The 16,850-nt window shown below is 59.0% G+C and carries 16 protein-coding genes; 11 read left to right on the forward strand and 5 right to left on the reverse strand.

Annotated elements, in window-relative coordinates; translation table 11 throughout:
• Nucleotides 1-320: 320 nt before the first annotated feature.
• Nucleotides 321-1,049 carry a glutathione peroxidase gene (locus tag ACNA0J_RS05210; protein WP_415817080.1) on the reverse strand — a complete coding sequence of 243 codons (729 nt, stop codon included), beginning with the start codon at nt 1,047-1,049 and terminating at the stop codon, nt 321-323.
• A 230-nt stretch (nt 1,050-1,279) separates the two neighbouring features.
• Entirely contained in the window at nt 1,280-1,480 is a 201-nt protein-coding gene (locus tag ACNA0J_RS05215) for a heavy-metal-associated domain-containing protein (RefSeq protein WP_415817082.1), read from the reverse strand.
• 155 nt (nt 1,481-1,635) lie between these two features.
• Here ACNA0J_RS05215 and ACNA0J_RS05220 point away from each other — a divergent pair, with 155 nt between their 5' ends.
• The 4 genes from ACNA0J_RS05220 to ACNA0J_RS05235 all read left to right on the forward strand — a co-directional run bounded on the left by ACNA0J_RS05220 (nt 1,636) and on the right by ACNA0J_RS05235 (nt 5,399).
• Nucleotides 1,636-1,968 carry an antibiotic biosynthesis monooxygenase family protein gene (locus ACNA0J_RS05220; RefSeq protein ID WP_415817084.1) on the forward strand — a complete coding sequence of 111 codons (333 nt, stop codon included), beginning with the start codon at nt 1,636-1,638 and terminating at the stop codon, nt 1,966-1,968.
• 192 nt (nt 1,969-2,160) lie between these two features.
• Nucleotides 2,161-4,464, forward strand: coding sequence for a heavy metal translocating P-type ATPase (locus tag ACNA0J_RS05225; RefSeq protein WP_415817086.1), 2,304 nt, complete (start codon nt 2,161-2,163; stop codon nt 4,462-4,464).
• A gap of 12 nt (nt 4,465-4,476) precedes the next feature.
• The gene (gene cueR, locus ACNA0J_RS05230; protein WP_415817088.1) at nt 4,477-4,884 is read left to right on the forward strand and encodes a Cu(I)-responsive transcriptional regulator; all 408 of its coding nucleotides are present in this window, start codon (nt 4,477-4,479) and stop codon (nt 4,882-4,884) included.
• Nucleotides 4,885-4,994: 110 nt separating this feature from the next.
• Nucleotides 4,995-5,399, forward strand: coding sequence for an addiction module antidote protein (locus tag ACNA0J_RS05235; protein WP_415817090.1), 405 nt, complete (start codon nt 4,995-4,997; stop codon nt 5,397-5,399).
• Nucleotides 5,400-5,403: 4 nt separating this feature from the next.
• On the opposite strand, the gene ACNA0J_RS05240 is transcribed toward ACNA0J_RS05235, so the two are convergent.
• A complete protein-coding gene (locus ACNA0J_RS05240; protein WP_415817092.1) occupies nt 5,404-6,246 on the reverse strand; it encodes a FadR/GntR family transcriptional regulator in 843 nt (280 codons plus the stop codon).
• A 285-nt stretch (nt 6,247-6,531) separates the two neighbouring features.
• Between ACNA0J_RS05240 and ACNA0J_RS05245 the strand changes: the two genes are divergently transcribed.
• The 7 genes from ACNA0J_RS05245 to ACNA0J_RS05275 all read left to right on the forward strand — a co-directional run bounded on the left by ACNA0J_RS05245 (nt 6,532) and on the right by ACNA0J_RS05275 (nt 14,051).
• Nucleotides 6,532-7,734: an ABC transporter substrate-binding protein gene (locus ACNA0J_RS05245; RefSeq protein ID WP_415817094.1), complete on the forward strand. Its 1,203-nt coding sequence runs from the start codon at nt 6,532-6,534 to the stop codon at nt 7,732-7,734.
• Nucleotides 7,735-7,818: 84 nt separating this feature from the next.
• Nucleotides 7,819-8,676 (forward strand): branched-chain amino acid ABC transporter permease, encoded by an 858-nt coding sequence (locus ACNA0J_RS05250; RefSeq protein ID WP_094837984.1) that lies wholly within the window; start codon nt 7,819-7,821, stop codon nt 8,674-8,676.
• On the forward strand, nt 8,676-9,662 hold the full coding sequence (locus ACNA0J_RS05255; protein ID WP_415817096.1) for a branched-chain amino acid ABC transporter permease: 987 nt from the start codon (nt 8,676-8,678) through the stop codon (nt 9,660-9,662). Before ACNA0J_RS05250 ends, ACNA0J_RS05255 begins: the two co-directional genes overlap by 1 nt.
• Nucleotides 9,659-10,474, forward strand: coding sequence for an ABC transporter ATP-binding protein (locus ACNA0J_RS05260; protein WP_415817098.1), 816 nt, complete (start codon nt 9,659-9,661; stop codon nt 10,472-10,474). The genes ACNA0J_RS05255 and ACNA0J_RS05260 overlap by 4 nt, the downstream gene beginning before the upstream one ends.
• Nucleotides 10,471-11,169, forward strand: a complete 699-nt coding sequence (locus ACNA0J_RS05265) for an ABC transporter ATP-binding protein (protein ID WP_415817100.1) — start codon at nt 10,471-10,473, stop codon at nt 11,167-11,169. Before ACNA0J_RS05260 ends, ACNA0J_RS05265 begins: the two co-directional genes overlap by 4 nt.
• 27 nt (nt 11,170-11,196) lie before the next feature.
• Nucleotides 11,197-12,483 carry a Zn-dependent hydrolase gene (locus tag ACNA0J_RS05270; RefSeq protein WP_415817102.1) on the forward strand — a complete coding sequence of 429 codons (1,287 nt, stop codon included), beginning with the start codon at nt 11,197-11,199 and terminating at the stop codon, nt 12,481-12,483.
• A gap of 53 nt (nt 12,484-12,536) precedes the next feature.
• Nucleotides 12,537-14,051 carry a M81 family metallopeptidase gene (locus tag ACNA0J_RS05275; RefSeq protein WP_415817104.1) on the forward strand — a complete coding sequence of 505 codons (1,515 nt, stop codon included), beginning with the start codon at nt 12,537-12,539 and terminating at the stop codon, nt 14,049-14,051.
• Nucleotides 14,052-14,093: 42 nt separating this feature from the next.
• Here ACNA0J_RS05275 and rlmD read toward each other — a convergent pair whose 3' ends face one another.
• Together rlmD and ACNA0J_RS05285 are read right to left on the reverse strand one after the other, a co-directional pair.
• The gene (gene rlmD / locus ACNA0J_RS05280) at nt 14,094-15,488 is read right to left on the reverse strand and encodes a 23S rRNA (uracil(1939)-C(5))-methyltransferase RlmD (RefSeq protein WP_415817106.1); all 1,395 of its coding nucleotides are present in this window, start codon (nt 15,486-15,488) and stop codon (nt 14,094-14,096) included.
• 87 nt (nt 15,489-15,575) lie between these two features.
• On the reverse strand, nt 15,576-16,331 hold the full coding sequence (locus tag ACNA0J_RS05285) for a TorF family putative porin (protein WP_415817108.1): 756 nt from the start codon (nt 16,329-16,331) through the stop codon (nt 15,576-15,578).
• Nucleotides 16,332-16,850: the final 519 nt, after the last annotated feature.

Consider the following 16,850-nt stretch of genomic DNA (forward strand, 5'->3'; position numbering starts at 1 on the left):
TGCTCATGGGCCGAGTCGCGGCGATAGGCCCGGCGGGGCTTTTACACGCCGACCTCCTGCGCCAAAAGAACTCCGCACTACGCATGCCACAGACAACAACCCTGGCCAAAACCCCACGCCGCGCCTTTCGCTTGCTGCCCCCGGCGACAAAAAAAAACCCACGCTGCGCCTTCGACTTGCTGCCCCCCAAGGGGCGCTTTTTGTCTTGGGACGGCCCGGCGACAAAAAAGCCCTCACAGCCGCCGTAACGGCTGGCACGAGCGTTTATTTATGAAAAACGGTTCAAGGGAGGCCAGAAACTCCCAGCCCCCCCGTGGCCATCAGGCGAAATGCGCCTTCAGATCTTCCAAGCCACCAATCAGCGTGCCGTTGATAAAGACCTGCGGAGCAGTCCCTTTACCCGACACCGCGCCGATCACACGGCCGCGCACCTTGTTTTCCAAGGGGATTTCGATGGCGTTGTAGCCTTTCTCATCCAACAGGGCCTTGGCTTCCACGCAGAACGGGCAACCCGGCTTGGAGAACACGACGACTTGATCGGGCTTCTTGGCCTTCGGGGCAAAGTAAGCCAGCATCGTGTCCGCATCGGACACCTCAAACGGGTCGCCTTCTTTTTCCGGCTCGATGAACATTTTTTCCACCACGCCGTCTTTCACCAGCATGGAATAGCGCCAGCTGCGCTTGCCAAAGCCCAAATCGCGCTTGTCGACCAGCATGCCCATGCCCTCGGTGAAATCACCGTTGCCATCGGGCAGTAGCGTGATGTTCGCGGATTCCTGGTCCTTGGCCCATTCGTTCATCACGAACGTGTCGTTCACCGACACGCAGACGATGCTATCGACGCCTTCGGCAAAAAATGCAGATGCCAGTTCGTTGTAACGCGGCAGGTGGGTCGACGAGCAAGTCGGCGTAAAAGCGCCAGGCAGGGAGAAGACGACAACAGTCTTGTTCTTGAAAATATCGTCGGTCGTCACCTGTTTCCAGTCATTGCCCTCGCGGACAGGGAAAGTGACGTTAGGGACTCGTTGGCCTTCGCGGTTTTGCAGCATTCGTTTATCTCCAGATGTGTTGAGAGGTCCTCAGCGACCATGTGGAAATAATAAACAATAGCTATTAATTTATCTAATTTAATTATTTAAATTAATTGATAGATAAATTCAATGAACAATTGAAAATCAAAAGACAGTACTAATTAAACAACAAAAGCGCACTATCGAACCAGCACGGAAGCCAAGCCGCCTGCATATCGTTCTGCAGCACGGCCTGTGCCCATGGCGCCTCAGGCCAATTGCGCCTCATAACCCGCCTCGACAATCGCCTGCCGTACTTCCTCTACGTCAGGCGCTCCGTCGACGGTGACGCGATGCGCGCCCAGGTCCGTGGTCACGGTGGCGCTAGGCACCGCTTCTTTCACAGCCTTGGTAATCGTACTCACACAGTGGCCGCAGGTCATGTCGGGAACGTTGAATTGGAAAGACATAAATGCTCCTTTTAGGTAGTCGAAATCAGGTCCGCGCGCCCAGCGAAACATTCGCGTGACCCAGGACCGATTGCAACCAGCTTAAACCTTCCCATGATGTTAAGGTCAAGCCTATCATTGTGCCTCAACGATTCATACTAATTCCCTATCTGCCTATGTATACCTCCACATTTACTTTTGCCAAACGCGACTACGATGATGAATTCCACGCGTTGGACAGCGTCATCGCGCAGACCGCTAAATCGATTCCCGGCTATCTGGGGGAAGAGAGTTGGGAAAATCCGGCAACCGGGCTTATCTCGAATGTGTACTACTGGGAAACACTGGAAGCGCTCCAGCGATTGATTGATCACCCCGCCCATATCGCCGCCAAGCAACAGCAAGCACGCTGGCTCGACGGCTATCAGATCGTCATCGCTCAGATACTCAGAAGCTACGGCGACGGTGGGATTTCTCATCCACTCACTGGTGTGAGCCGCAGCTCATAGCACGTCCATTGTCGGTGCCCGGGTCATACGGCCGTTCCGTATAGCGGCTATGCGGTTGCCGACAAAGTGTGGCTTGCGTTTTTCCACATGCCGAAGTGCCGTGCAATATCAAGCGTACAATTAAGCTTGACCTTCCCATCATGTCAAGGTTGAGACTATCACCATTCGCTCTCAACTTTGACGGAGTTCAGCATGAACGCCTCCTCTCTCACCCAGACAGAGCTTGCCATTACGGGCATGACCTGCGCCTCGTGCGTCAAGCGTGTGGAAAAGGCACTATCGGCCGTACCAGGCGTGAATCAGGCCAGCGTCAACCTGGCCACCGAACGCGCGCAGGTGAATTACGACCCGATTGCCGCAGGCACCGACGCGTTGGTTGCCGCTGTCGTGCGTATGGGTTACGAAGCCCAACCTATCGTCGCCAACGACGGACATGAAGACCGCCAGGCCCAGGCCCGCGCCGAGGAGGCTCGTGCACTGCGCCGGGCCTTCACAGTAGCCGTTATCCTGACCCTGCCGGTTTTTGTATTGGAGATGGGCTCACACATCCTGCCGGGCTTTCATCACTGGATTCTCGACACGCTGGGCCGGGAAAATAGCTGGCGATTGCAGTTCGTGCTGACCACGCTCGTGCTGGCATGGCCCGGCCGTGTGTTCTTTACCAAAGGGCTCATCGCCTTATGGCGCCGCGCACCGGAAATGAACTCTCTGGTAGCAGTGGGTGCGGGCGCGGCGTGGGGCTATTCCACCGTCGCGACCTTTTTGCCGGACTGGTTGCCCAGTAACGCGCTGCATGTCTATTTCGAAGCGGCAGCCGTTATCGTTACGCTGATCTTGTTGGGCCGCATGCTGGAGGCTCGCGCCAAAGGCCGCACTGGCGCTGCTATCAAGCGTCTGATCGGTCTGCAGCCACGCACCGCGCGCGTGCTGCGCGAGGGAAAACTACAGGACGTCCCCATTGACCAGGTCTTGCGCGGCGAACATGTCGTCGTGCGTCCGGGAGAAAAAATCCCCATCGACGGTGAGATTATCGAAGGCCGCTCGTTTGTCGATGAATCCATGCTGACGGGAGAACCTGTTCCTGTCGAAAAAACAGTAGGCATGTCCGCTACCGGCGGCACCCTGAACACCTCAGGCAGTTTCACGCTGCGTGTCACGCATACCGGTGCGGACACCATGTTGGCACGCATCATCGGCATGGTGGAGGCTGCCCAAGGAGCGCGTCTGCCCATTCAGACCCTGGTCGATCAGGTCACCGCTTGGTTTGTGCCGGCCGTCATGGCCGCAGCGCTGCTGACCTTTGCAGCGTGGCTGATGTGGGGGCCGGCGCCTGCCCTGCCCTTTGCGTTGGTGAATGCGGTTGCAGTGCTCATCATCGCCTGCCCTTGCGCCATGGGACTGGCCACGCCGACCTCGATCATGGTGGGTACAGGCCGAGCGGCGGATATGGGTATCCTGTTTCGCCAGGGTGACGCCTTGCAGGCGCTGCGCGACGTAGAAGTGATCGCGTTCGACAAGACCGGCACCTTGACCGAGGGCAAACCTGCGCTCACCGATATCCATACGCGCAACGGATTTGACGAGACAGAGGTGCTGCGTTGGCTGGCTGCCGTACAGACTCGATCCGAGCACCCTATTGCCTTGGCCATCGTCGCGGCGGCCGAGGAGCGCGGCCTGAGTCTGCCAAAAGCCGACGATTTTCAGGCCTTCACCGGTGCCGGCGTACAAGCCACCATCGAAGGCCGCAAGGTCATCGCCGGCAATAGCCGTTTGATGTCCGAGCATGGCGTAGACATCACAGCAAAGCTCGATGTAGACCATGCCGCTACGCAGGATCCCATTGCCGCCTGGGGCGAGGCAGGCAAAACTCCCATCTACGTAGCCGTAGACGGGCAAATTGCTGCCATGGTCGCGGTCAGCGATCCGATCAAGCCTTCTGCCGCGCAATCCATCGCCACACTGCATCGCCTGGGCATCCAAACGGCGATGATTACCGGTGATAACACACATACTGCTCGTGGCGTTGCCCGCCAGCTGGGTATCGACGAAGTGCGCGCCGAAGTCCTGCCGGACGGCAAGGTCGCCGCGATTGAAGACCTGCGCAAAAATGGGCGCCGCCTGGCGTTCGTAGGCGATGGCATCAACGATGCTCCGGCACTGGCGGCCTCGGATATCGGCATTGCTATCGGCACCGGCACCGATGTTGCCATCGAAGCCGCATCGGTGGTCCTCATGGCGGGGGATCTGAATGCCGTTCCCGATGCGATCGCATTGAGCCGCGCCACGATGGCCAATATCCGGCAGAACCTGTTCTGGGCGTTCGCCTATAACGTTGCCTTGATTCCAGTGGCGGCGGGCGCGCTATATCCGGCGTATGGCGTAGCGCTCTCGCCCATGTTCGCTGCTGCGGCAATGGCCATGTCCAGCGTGTTTGTGTTGGGTAACGCGCTACGCCTGCGCCGCTTTCACGCTAGTTCACGACCTGCCGCTGTTTAGGAGATTGACGCCATGAATATTGGACAAGCTGCCACCGCGTCGGGCATCTCTGCCAAGATGATTCGCTATTACGAAAGCATCGGCTTGATTGACTCGGCCACACGCACGGACTCCGGATATCGCGTCTACGGAGACAAGGAACTGCACACCCTGCGCTTCGTGCGCCGTGCGCGGGATCTGGGATTTTCGGTGGAGCAAATGCACGAGCTGCTGGCCCTGTGGCGCGATCGTGACCGCGCCAGCGCGGATGTAAAACGCGTTGCGTTAAGCCATGTAGAAGGCCTGGAGCGCAAGGCCGCGGAACTACAGCAAATGGCCGATACGCTGCGGCATCTGGCCGAACACTGCAAAGGAAACAATCGGCCAGAATGTCCGATTATTGAGGAGTTAGGTGGCGTTGCAGTGACGCATGAGGGTTGAGGTCAAGTGCGATAAATTGGTCCTGTAGGCGAATTGTGCGGCCGACAGCCGCTCTCTAAGATTCAACTTCTGTCAGTTGAATGCATGTATCCCAAAGGATACAATCGCAGATGTTGAAGTTTCTACGTACCAAAGAGTTTGATATATGGCTGTCCTCAATCATCGTACGAGCAAAGAAGCTTTGGGCTGACATTCAGCGGAGCAATAAAATGGTTGAACTACGAGAATTCGACGCAGCAGAATACCTGGAGAATGATGAGGCTATCGCCATGTTTCTCGCCGAGGCGGCGAAAGATGAAAATCCAGATGTTTTTCTCAGCGCGCTTTCCGTTGCCGCGCGTGCTCGAGGTATCACAGAGATTGCAAAGAAGACAGGGCTCGGCCGTACCAGCCTTTATAAGGCCTTAGCCCCCGGCGCCAACCCAAGCTATCTCACGCTACGCAAGGTAATGAGCGCGCTTGGCGTCCATTTCAGTGCAACCACAGATCACCCTCATCACTCCGCGCATGCGTGACAATCTACCCTCCAGCCTTCTGTCGCCCCGCCCGGCGCGCATTGCGCGCCACCGTACGCCGGGACATTTCTGAGTCCAGGATCAAGCGGCCTTTCAGTTTGCCGTGCATGCGTGTCACTGACCGCATGCAGTCATGCATGTGATCGCTCATCAATGCTCGTACGCGCTCTGCGTCACGCTCTCGCGCAGCTTGCAGGATCTGCTTGTGGAATTTTGTGTTCGACATACCGAATCTTGCCTGTTCCTGCGGTGGCATCTCGTTGTCGAAGACGGTCAGTTGCCGGATCATCTGATTGATCATTTCGCAGCTGAAGCGCAAAAAAGAATTCGGGCAGGCCGCGGCAAAAATGTCGTGGAAGTTCATTTCCTCCTGCCGCTGCGCCAGCGGGTCCTCGACATGTTCCGCCATCGGGTCGCAGCATTGGATGTTGTGCTCCAGCGCGGCAAAGTGCGCATCGGTCAAATGCGCAACGGCGCTGGCGGCCAGTTCCGGTTCCAGCAGCTTGCGCACCTGGTAGATGTCTTCGATACGCACTTCCTTGAAAAACAGGTAGTTCTGCATTAACTGGAACGTGCGATCCAGCGGCACCTCGACCACCATCCCTCCTCCGCCTGGCCCGGTGCTGACCTTCACCAAGCCCTGTACCTCCAGGGACTTCAGTGCTTCGCGGATCGTGCTTTTGCTCACGGCGAACATGCTCTGCAATTCGCTCTCGCGCGGCAGCTTGTCGCCGGGCAACAGGTTCTTGGCGGTAATCAGCCGCTTGATTTCCTCAGCCACCAGATCGCTGCGTTTGGGTTGGCCCATCGCTGCCGTGGGCTGCATGTCCTGACTGTCAAAGTCCATAACGATCCTTTGCGCATGGGTCGCGTCATTGTCATCCTCACTGCTTTCGGTGCATCGGCCCGACCCAGGGTTAAACCTGATACCCAGATTCTTGACACCGATTGCTGCCCTGCACGATTATGATATTAATCCTATTTATCATGATAAATAGGGTCGCAGGCGCAGCATCAGTGGAAACACCAAGTCCACCTCGAGTCAGAGTCAGCCGTACAGGAATGCGCGCGAGCCGCGCATATAACGTCTATATGCCGCCGCCGATGCGCGCCGCGGCCAGGGAGAAAAATCTTGAATCGCCGTAACCTCTTGAAGATGGCTGCGTTGGGCGCAGTGCCGGGCTCTTTATGGACCGCTCGTTCCGCGCTGGCGCAATCCGCTGGTGCTATCCAGTTCGCCTGCCCGGTGCCTATGTCGGGCGCGTTCGCCGCGAACGGTAAATTCGCGGACCTGGGCATGAAACTCGCCTTGGAACAATACGGCAAGGCGTTGGAGCGTCCCTTGGCCTACACCGTGCTGGACACCGAAGGCAAGCCTGCCACCGCGGTCCGCAAAGTCCAGGAAATTGCCCAGCAAAAAGGCGCCAAATTCTGGGCAGGCGGCATCCTGTCATCCGAAGCATTGGCCATGGGCAAAGAAGCCGAGAAGGCAAATGCCGTGTTCATCACCACCGCGGGCGCCGATGAAATCACCGGCAAGGATTGCAACCGCGCCACGTTCCGCTGGTCAGTGCCCACCTTTGGCGCGATCGAGCAAACCCTGCGCCCGTTGCTGGCGGAAAAACCCGGCGCCAAGCGCGTCTACACCATCACACCGCAGTATGTATTCGGCGAAGGGCTGCTGAATGCCGCCAAGGCGATCCTCAAGGAAAAAGGCATCGAGCACGTAGGCAACAGCTATCACTCGTTGACCGAAAAGGAATTCAGCGGCTACCTGACCAACGCCATGGCCGCACAACCCGACGTGCTGCTGATTCTGAACTTTGGCTCACAATCGTCCGACACGCTGCGCCAGGCAGTCAGCTTTGGCATGAAGCAAAACTGCACCATCCTGATTGCCTGGGCATCGGGTCTGGAGCAATTCGAAAGCCTGGGCGCGGACCTATGCGAAGGCGTGTATTTTGGCGCGCAATACTGGCACGGTATCGATTCGCCGCTGAATAAAGAGTTGGTCCAATTGACCCAGTCCAAGCTGAAGATGAATCCCAACTACAGCCTGGCTGGTTCCTACATCTGCACGCGCATCATGGTAGATGCCATGATCAAGGCCAACAGCGATGACCCCGCGAAAGTCATTGCGCAAATGGAAGGCATGCGCTACGAGGGCCTGACCGGTACCGAAGAAATCCGCAAAGAAGATCACCAGGTGCTGAAAAACTACTACCTGCTAAAGGGCAAGAAAAAATCCGAGATGAAGGACAAGGACGATTACGCGACCATCGTCCATTCCGGACAATCGTTCCTGCCTGTTGCCGAGACTGGCTGCAAGATGTAATGTCCGCACGCCGCGACGCGCCTGATATCAGGCACGTCGCGGCTTCCGTCTTCGGACATATCCTCTTCTCTACGCACACTCCGCATGAATGTTTATTTGCTTCAGGTGGTCAATGGGATCGGCGTGGGCATGCTGTACTTCCTGCTGGCAGTCGGCTTGTCCATCATTTTTGGTCTCTTGCGCTTCGTCAATTTTGCGCACGGCGCGTTTTATCTGCTGGGCGCTTATTTCTGTTTTCAGGCCATTCAATGGGGCTTGAATTTCTGGGTCGCGCTGGCCATCGTGCCGCTGATTGTGGGCGCCTGCGCCTGGGTGGTCGAAAAGGTCGTGCTGCGGCATGTGTACGCGCAGCCGCATGAATTCCACATCTTGATCACCGTCGGCCTGGCACTGGTACTGCAGGAAGCCGTCATCGTGATCTGGGGACCACTGGGCGACAATGTCGCCGCTCCTGCGTCCCTGCAAGGCGTCGTGATGTGGGGCAGCTTTATCTATCCCAAATATCGCTTGTTCGTGATCGGCTTCACTGCCGTGTTTGCCCTGCTGCTGTGGTATGTGCTCGAGGGCACGCGATTGGGCAGCGCAGTGCGCGCAGGCAGTGAATCGACCGAGATGGTGTCACTGCTGGGGATCAATGTGTTCCGTGTCTTCAGCCTGGTGTTCGCGCTGGGTGCGGCCACCGCAGCGCTGGCCGGTGTGCTCGCTGCGCCCATTCGCGGTGTCGAGCCGTTCATGGGCATCGAGGCATTGGGCATCGCATTCGTTATTGTGGTGGTGGGCGGCATGGGCAGCTTTTCCGGCGCGTTGGTGGGCGGCTTGCTGATCGGCATCGTGCAAAGTGTCATGAGCACGCTGTGGCCTGAAGGGGCCCGCCTGATGATCTACGTCGCCATGGCTGCAGTATTGCTGCTGCGTCCGCACGGTCTGCTGGGGAGAGGCTGATGATCCGATTGAAATCCCACATGCAACTGGTGCTGGCGTTGCTGGTCGCGTTGATATTGCCGTTGTGCATGCAGTCCGGATCGCTCGCGACCGAGGTGCTGATCTACGCGCTGGCAGTGCTGGGCTGCAACCTGCTATTGGGTTTTACCGGGTTGCTATCGTTTGGCCAGGGCATTTTCTTTGGTTTGGGCAGCTATACCGTTGGAATTCTGCTGACGCGTTTTGCACTGCCGATGCCCCTGGCCTTGATAGCCGCCGTCGTCGTGGGCGCCCTCGCCGCCGCCTTTGTCGGCTGGTTTGCTATCCGGCAACGGGGTACGTATTTCGTCATGCTGACGTTGGCCTTTGCACAGATGTTTTATTTCCTGGCCTATAGCTTGCCGGACCTGACCGGCGGCGACAACGGCTTGCTCGACGTACCTCGCCCGCCCGTGTCAGTGGCAGGCGCGGAGCTGATGTCGCTCGCATCACCTTGGCAGTTCTATACCTTTGTGGCAGTGTGTTTCCTGATTGTGTTCTGGCTATTGCTGCGCATCACGAACTCCGTATTCGGACGCACCTTGTTGGCCATACGCGATAACGAGGCGCGCGCGGCTGCGGTAGGCTACAACGTAAAGATGTTCAAATTGGCCGCCTTTGCCATCTCTGGCGCGGTGACCGCGCTGGCAGGTGCGTTCCTGGCCATGATGACAGGCATCGCACCGCTGTCCAGCATCGAATACCACACCAGCGAAATGATCCTGGTCATGACCGTGATCGGTGGCACCGGTAATCTGTTTGCGTCAGTATTAGGCGCGGCGTTTTATGTCTTGTTTGCGGACTGGCTATCCACGCTATGGCCGCGTTGGCTGATGCTGTTGGGTTTCCTGTTGATTGCTGTCAGCCTGTTCATGCAGAAAGGTCTGTGGGGCCTGGGTGAGCGTCTGTGGCTGTCGGTACGGCGAGGCCCTGCCGCGGGCGATACGACGAAGGAGGAACGCGCATGACGACGCACGACGGTATTTCAGCCACGACGGCTCCGTCCGCGGCCCCGGCGCAGCCCTTATTACAGGCCCGCGGCATCATCAAGCGGTTCGGGAAATTCGTTGCATTGCATGGCGTAGACCTGCAGATCTACCCGCGCACCGTGCATTCCGTGATCGGCCCTAACGGCGCAGGCAAGACCACCCTGTTTCACACCCTCACCGGCACGCTGATGGCCAGCGAAGGCAGCATCGTATTCGACGGCCACGACGTCACGCGCGAAGCAGATCACCAACGCGTGCAACGCGGCATCGCCCGCTCGTTTCAGGTCACCAGCCTGTTCACGAATCTGTCTGTGCGTGAAAACCTGCGTCTGGCGGCCCAAGGGGTGCACCGATCAGGGGCTTTCGATTGCTGGCATCCGCCATCAGGCGCACGCGCACATGCCGATATCGTCGACACGTCGATGCAACGCATGGGATTGACGCGTCTGGCCGGCGTTGCCGCAGGCGCCTTATCACACGGCCAGCAACGGCGGCTCGAAGTCGGCATGGCGCTGGCCGCCAAGCCGCGGGCCATTTTTCTGGACGAGCCTACCTCCGGCATGGGTGTCGACGATCTGGATGAAATGAAGCACCTGATCCGCGGTCTGCGCGACGATCACACCGTGGTGCTGATCGAGCACAACATGAACATCGTGATGGACATATCCGACACGATCACGGTCATGCAGCAGGGCCGGGTCCTGGTCGAAGGCCGGCCCGACGTTATCCGCAATGACGAGCGCGTACGTGCCGCGTATCTGGGCAACATGATTACCGGAGGTCGCGCATGAGCCTGCAGATCGATGCCATCCACAGCTATTACGGCAAAAGCCATATCCTGCAGGGCGTGTCACTGAACGTACCTGAGGGTTCGGTGGTCACGCTGTTGGGCCGCAACGGCGCAGGAAAATCCACCACGCTCAAATCGATCGCGGGGGTGATTGCGCCGCGGGCAGGCAGCATTCGGCTGCATTCCCGCGACATCACGGGGCAGCCTGCGCACAGGATTGCCGCGATGGGGGTGTGCCTGGTGCCGGAACATCGCGGCATTTTCAAACTGCTGACGGTCGAGGAAAACCTGAAACTGGGCGCTCGCCGCCAATCGCCGTGGCAACTGGACGACGTCTACAAGATCTTTCCGCGCCTGAAGGAACGGCGCCGCAACGGCGGCGGACAGCTATCAGGAGGCGAACAACAGATGCTGGCGATCGGCCGGGCCTTGATGAACCATCCGCGCGTGCTGATGCTGGATGAGCCTGTAGAGGGCCTGGCGCCAGTGATCGTGGAAGAAATCGTGGCGCAGATCAAGCTGATCAAACAGGCCGGTGTCACAATCCTGCTGGTGGAACAAAATCTGGAAGTCTGCACTCAACTCGCAGATCACCATTTCATCATCGAACAAGGCGCCATTGTCTACGAAGGCACAAACGCAGCCTTTCTGGCCAATGATGACGTCAAGGACCGTTATTTGGGCGTGGGCGTATAACGCACGGCACGCTGGAAGGAAATCATCATGGAAATGACAACTTTAGAATCCGTCAGCGCCTTGCGCGTGGACGGCGACCGTCTGTGGAATTCACTGATGGAACTGGCGCAAATCGGCGCCACCGACAAGGGCGGCGTCTGCCGCCTGGCATTGACCGACCTGGACCGCCAAGGGCGCGACCTGGTCTCATCCTGGGCTCGAGAACTGGGCTGCACGGTGCGCGTGGACGCGATTGGCAATATCTTCATGCGTCGTGCAGGTCTGCGCGACGATCTGCCGCCCGTCATGACGGGCAGTCACATCGACACGCAGCCGACCGGCGGGAAATTCGACGGCAACTATGGCGTGCTGTCAGGCATTGAAGTGCTGCGTACCCTGCACGATCACGGTATCGAGACCGAGGCCCCCGTCGAAGTCGTGGTGTGGACCAATGAAGAGGGATCGCGTTTTGTGCCGGTCATGATGGGTTCCGGTGTATATGCCGGCGCCTTTACGCTGGACCATGCGTTGACTGCGGTTGACCGCGATGGCATATCCGTGCGGCAGGCGCTGAACGACATAGGCTACGCCGGCCCGGATGCTGTCGGCGGGCGTGACGTCGGCGCTTATTTCGAAGCGCACATCGAACAGGGCCCGATCCTCGAGGCCAAGAACATCACCATCGGCGCGGTCGAAGGCGCACTGGGCCAGCGTTGGTACGACATCGTCATCACGGGCCAGGAGGCGCACGCCGGCCCGACGCCGATGGAACTGCGTCGCGATGCCTTGTTGGTCGCCGCCGATGTGATCCGGGCGGTCAATCGTATTGCACTCGATCATGCGCCCCATGGCCGCGGCACCGTGGGTTGCCTGGACAATTTCCCTAATTCACGCAATGTCATCCCCGGCCGTGTCAGCCTGACCGTAGACATGCGCGCGGCGGATGACGCCACGCTGGATAGCATGGCCGCTGCATTGGCACGCACCGTGCAGGACCTCGCCGTGCCAGGAAAGATTGAGATCGAGTCAAAAGAAGTCGTCTATTTCCCGCCCCAACCTTTCGAGCCGCGTTTGGTGCAGGCCATCCGCGATGGCGCAGCGACACTCGGCCTGGATCACCTGGACGTGATCAGCGGCGCGGGGCACGATGCGGTATACATGGCGCGCGTCACACCCACGGCAATGATCTTCGTGCCGTGCAAGGATGGCATCAGCCATAATGAAATCGAAGACGCGCAACCTGATCACCTGGAAGCAGGCTGCAACGTATTGCTGCACGCGATGTTGCGCTGCTGCGGCACGATTCAAACGCGCGCGGCAAAGCAAACCGTTTGACTGCGCCCTCCCCTGAGTAAAGAAATTCCTCTCACAGACCCGAGCCGTTGCACATGAAAGTCTTGATTGCACGCATGAACCACGAGACCAACACGTTCTCGCCGGTCCCGACGCCGCTATCCTCGTTCGGTAACGATGGCCCTACCTACGGCGCTGACGCCTACGCAGAAAACAAGGGCAAGCGCACGGCCATGTCGGCGTTCATCGATTTGGCCGAAGCGCGCGGGGCTGAACTCGTCACCCCAGTGTCGGCGACGGCCTATCCCAGTGGCCGGGTAGATGCGCAGGCCTATCAGCAGATTTGCGATTGCATTGTTGCCGAGGCGGCGGGCTGCGATGCCATCCTGCTGGACCTGCATGGCGCGATGGCCGTCGAGACCACCGACGATGGCGAAGGCGATTTACTGGAACGGGTGCGGGCCGCTGCGCCGCGCACGCCGATCGCAGTAGCGTTGGATCTGCATGCGAACGTCACGCAGAAAATGATCGATAACGCCAACGTCATCATCAGTTTCAAGACCTATCCGCATATCGACATGTACGAAACAGGCGACCATGCGGGCCGCCTGCTGTTCGACAGTCTGGATGGCAAATGCAAGCCCGTGATCGCATGGCGCAGCCTGCCGCTGGTGTCGCATACCCTGCGCAGCAACACGGCCGAGGGCGCCATGCGGGACGCCGTGCAAGCGGCACGCGACGCCGAGGCCGCCGGCGCATTGGGCGCGTCCATCCTGGCGGGCTTTGGCCTGGCCGACATTCCGAACCCATGCCTGAGCGTTGTGGTGGTCGGCGATGGCGACGCGGCAAGCGCGGATCGCGTGGCAGCCGAGATCGCCGGCTCCATCTGGGCCAACCGCGAGGGATTCCTGTACGACAGCGAGCCGCTGGCTCAATCACTCGCCCGCGCAAAAGCGCTGGCTGAAACCGCAGACAAACCCGTCCTGCTGCTGGACCATGGCGACAATTGCATGAGCGGGGGCACCTGCGACACCATGGATGTACTGATGGCCGCGCTGGATGCCGGCCTGACGGGCATACTGGCTGGGCTGTATTGCGATCCAGAAGCGGTGCAAAGACTGTCTGAAGCTGGCGTGGGCGCCACAGTCGAATTACCGGTGGGCAATAAGCGCCCTATTGCGGAGATCGGCCGTAATACGCCGCCCGTGACATTACGTGGCACCGTGCGTGCCGTCACCAATGGCGAATACGTGATATCGGGCCCTACCTATACGGGGCAACTGGCTTGCATGGGGCGCAGCGCCGTACTGGATATCGGCGCCGCGCAGCTGGTGCTGACCGAACGCACGCATGAGCCCTGGGACCTGGGCGTATTCCGGAGCATGGGGCTGGAGCCCACGCAGGCCAAGTTCATTCTCGTGAAATCGCGCATGTATTGCCGGCCGGTGTTCGTGCCGATTTCCTCGGCGCTGATCGAATGCGACAGTCCGGGGGTGACCAGCTCGGACTGGTCGCTGTTCGACTTCAAAAAACGCGTGAGACCCATGTTCCCGCTGGAGCCGCTGAACAAGGACGCATACGATGCCGCCACGGGAAAGCTGGCAGTGTAAAAGGCCAGCTCCCCTCGGACCGCAGACGCACTGGTAAGGAGATCAGGCTGCGATCGCAGCATCCTCGATCTCTTGCGCCTTTCTCAACCGCGTCTGCTCTTGCACCGCCAGAACTTCCTCTGCCGACAACGACTCGAACACCGCGATCGACTCGACATGCCCCGTATGCGGAAACATGTTGATCACGCCAGCGCTCTTCACCACGTAGCCGCCTTCGTGCGCCATGATTGCCGCATCGCGCGCCAAGGTAGCGGGATTACAGGAAACATAGACGATACGGCGAGGACGCTCTTCGGGCGACAGCAATGCGAGGGCCTGCGCCACGGCATGCGCACCCTCGCGCGGCGGGTCGATCAACATGCGGTCAAAATATCCCAGGCCGCGCAGCCACTCGACATCCACCTCGAACAGATTCAAGGTGGCAAAGCTCGTGCGATCCGCCAGCCCATGACGTGTGGCAGCATCCAGCGCACGATCGGTCAATGCCTTGCTGCCCTCGACGCCAACCGCCTCGCGGCCCTGGGTTGCCAACGGCAGGGTGAAATTGCCCAGCCCACAGAACAGATCCGCCACACGATCGGTAGGCTGCACGTCCAGCAGCATCAACGCTCGCGACACCATGGCGCGGTTGATGGCGTGATTGACCTGCGTAAAATCGGTTGGCCGATATGGCATGCGCAAGCCGAATTGGGGCATGGTGTAGACCAGCGCATCCGCATGCTCGGGCTCCAGCGTGTGGACGGTATCGGGCCCCTTGGACTGCAGCCACCATTGCACATCGTGCTTTGCGGCAAAGGCGCGCAAGACCGCGATATCGCCATCGGTCAATGGCTCGAGATGGCGCAGCACCAGCGCCGTGACGCCCTCGCCTAGCGCGACCTCGATCTGCGGCATGCGATCGGGCTTGGACATCGAGGCAATCATCGCGCGCAACGGCATCAGCAGGTCACTGACGTGTTTCGGCAAGACATGGCACTCGCGCATGTCGGCGACGTAGCTGCTTTTACGCTCGTGAAAGCCCACCAGCACACCCCCCTTTTTAGGGACCACGCGTACGGACAGGCGCGCACGGTAACGGTAACCCCAGGTCGGGCCGTGCAAGGCCGGCAAAATGCGTTGGGGACGCAGCTTGCCGACATGCCAGAACGTGTCTTCCAGCGAACGCTGTTTGATGGCGACCTGGGCGCTGGGCTCCAGGTGCTGCATGGCACAGCCGCCACAGACGCCAAAATGCGGGCACCGCGGCGCCACGCGCAACGACGATGGGCGCAGTATGTCTTCGACGCGAGCGATTTCATACGACGGTTTACGACGCACGGTCTCGGCGGTGACGCGTTCGGAAGGCAGCGCGCCCTCGACGAACACCACCTTGCCATCGCGGCGCGCAATGCCCCGGGCTTCGAGGTCCAGGGATTCGATATTCAGTACTTCGGCCATTTCTTGTGCAATCCAGGCTGATACGAGCAACCGGGTATTGTAAAAGAGAAGCCGAAGACTGTTGATTGCGGCCGATACGGACCCGTTTTAGAACGCCTTGGCTACAGAAAACACCGCCCCCAAACGGCCAGAGGGATGGCCGTTTTTGGTGGGCAGCCAGTTGTCCTTGGAGGCGCCGACGGCCGCCAGGCCCAGCACCCAGCCGTTCAGATCCTTGGTCACGCCCAGTTTGTAGTCCACATAGTGGTTGATATCGTCGCCATCCATGTTGACCTGCTTCTTCAGCTTCTGGTAACCGACGTGCGCCACGAGGCCCCAACCGTCGCCCAGGTCAAAGTTGGCCGTGCCGTCCAGATACCACGTGCCTTTGCTGTCCGGCGTACTGAAAAAATCGCTCGGGGTATACGAATACTTCAAGGAATAGTTTTCGTAGCTCAGCCCTAGATACAGGTCCGTATTGTTGTAGTTGCCGCCTTTGGGCGACTTTGAGCCGGGGTAGTAGTAATACAGAGCCCCGACGTCCAGGCTCAATCCGCTGTCGCCCAACGCTCCTTTCCAGCCCCCGTAGAAATCCATTTCCAGGTTGCCCTCGGGAAAGACGAAATCAGAGACGTTGGAGTTCCAGTTTCCCAGGTAAAAGCCCGAGGTGTGCGACAAATCAAAACCGAGCTGAACGGCCGGGCGGAAATTGGTCTGTGAATAGCCACGGAACCGGTAGTCGCTGACGATAGCGGCGTTGCCGCTGAGCGAGAAACCTGCACCCAAATCAGTGGGTTCTGCATGGGCAAGAACAGCATAACTGGCCGAGAACGCTAGGGGCAAGGCGAGCAGCGTGCGTTTCATGGTGCGGATCCTGTGCGGAGAGAGAATAGATAACGGCGGAAATGCCAATACCAACGACCGGATTCTTTTCAGAAAAATGACACCGGCGTATCTCTCAAAAGCACTTTCCGTGCCAGGTTTTATTGCTGTATGAAAACCATCAATGACAGCGTCTTTTCGCCCCATACACACCACATTGGTGCATTCTCAATCGCAGACTGGCACTCATTCGGTGCCCGCAATCACTGGAACGCGCCATTTTGGGACAAAACACGCACAACGCGAAAGAAAATACCCCCTCGGGGGCAGCAAGCCGAAGGCGCAGCGCGGGGGCATTTTTTTTATCGCTGTTGGTGTTGGGGGCGTTTGCTGTTCGTGATTGTCTCTATGGAGGCGTCCCTGTCACGTGGCCAAACTGGACGCGAATCAATGGAGTCTGCTCAACAACGAGAGGAGTACGAACATCCGTCAATGGCAGACATTGCGAGCAGGAGGTCGGCGTGTAAAAGCCCCGCCGGGCCGTTGAGCCGCGATTTAGCC

Source organism: Bordetella tumbae (assembly GCF_965139195.1).
GTDB classification, from domain to species: domain Bacteria; phylum Pseudomonadota; class Gammaproteobacteria; order Burkholderiales; family Burkholderiaceae_B; genus Bordetella_A; species Bordetella_A tumbae.

Bases quoted from the DNA above. Each gene is read 5' to 3' on its own strand.
- ACNA0J_RS05210 (WP_415817080.1), bottom strand. From the start codon at position 1,049: ATGCTGCAAAACCGCGAAGGCCAACGAGTCCCTAACGTCACTTTCCCT.
- ACNA0J_RS05215 (WP_415817082.1), bottom strand. From the start codon at position 1,480: ATGTCTTTCCAATTCAACGTTCCCGACATGACCTGCGGCCACTGTGTG.
- ACNA0J_RS05220 (WP_415817084.1), top strand. From the start codon at position 1,636: ATGTATACCTCCACATTTACTTTTGCCAAACGCGACTACGATGATGAA.
- ACNA0J_RS05225 (WP_415817086.1), top strand. From the start codon at position 2,161: ATGAACGCCTCCTCTCTCACCCAGACAGAGCTTGCCATTACGGGCATG.
- cueR (WP_415817088.1), top strand. From the start codon at position 4,477: ATGAATATTGGACAAGCTGCCACCGCGTCGGGCATCTCTGCCAAGATG.
- ACNA0J_RS05235 (WP_415817090.1), top strand. From the start codon at position 4,995: ATGTTGAAGTTTCTACGTACCAAAGAGTTTGATATATGGCTGTCCTCA.
- ACNA0J_RS05240 (WP_415817092.1), bottom strand. From the start codon at position 6,246: ATGGACTTTGACAGTCAGGACATGCAGCCCACGGCAGCGATGGGCCAA.
- ACNA0J_RS05250 (WP_094837984.1), top strand. From the start codon at position 7,819: ATGAATGTTTATTTGCTTCAGGTGGTCAATGGGATCGGCGTGGGCATG.
- ACNA0J_RS05255 (WP_415817096.1), top strand. From the start codon at position 8,676: ATGATCCGATTGAAATCCCACATGCAACTGGTGCTGGCGTTGCTGGTC.
- ACNA0J_RS05260 (WP_415817098.1), top strand. From the start codon at position 9,659: ATGACGACGCACGACGGTATTTCAGCCACGACGGCTCCGTCCGCGGCC.
- ACNA0J_RS05265 (WP_415817100.1), top strand. From the start codon at position 10,471: ATGAGCCTGCAGATCGATGCCATCCACAGCTATTACGGCAAAAGCCAT.
- ACNA0J_RS05270 (WP_415817102.1), top strand. From the start codon at position 11,197: ATGGAAATGACAACTTTAGAATCCGTCAGCGCCTTGCGCGTGGACGGC.
- ACNA0J_RS05275 (WP_415817104.1), top strand. From the start codon at position 12,537: ATGAAAGTCTTGATTGCACGCATGAACCACGAGACCAACACGTTCTCG.
- rlmD (WP_415817106.1), bottom strand. From the start codon at position 15,488: ATGGCCGAAGTACTGAATATCGAATCCCTGGACCTCGAAGCCCGGGGC.
- ACNA0J_RS05285 (WP_415817108.1), bottom strand. From the start codon at position 16,331: ATGAAACGCACGCTGCTCGCCTTGCCCCTAGCGTTCTCGGCCAGTTAT.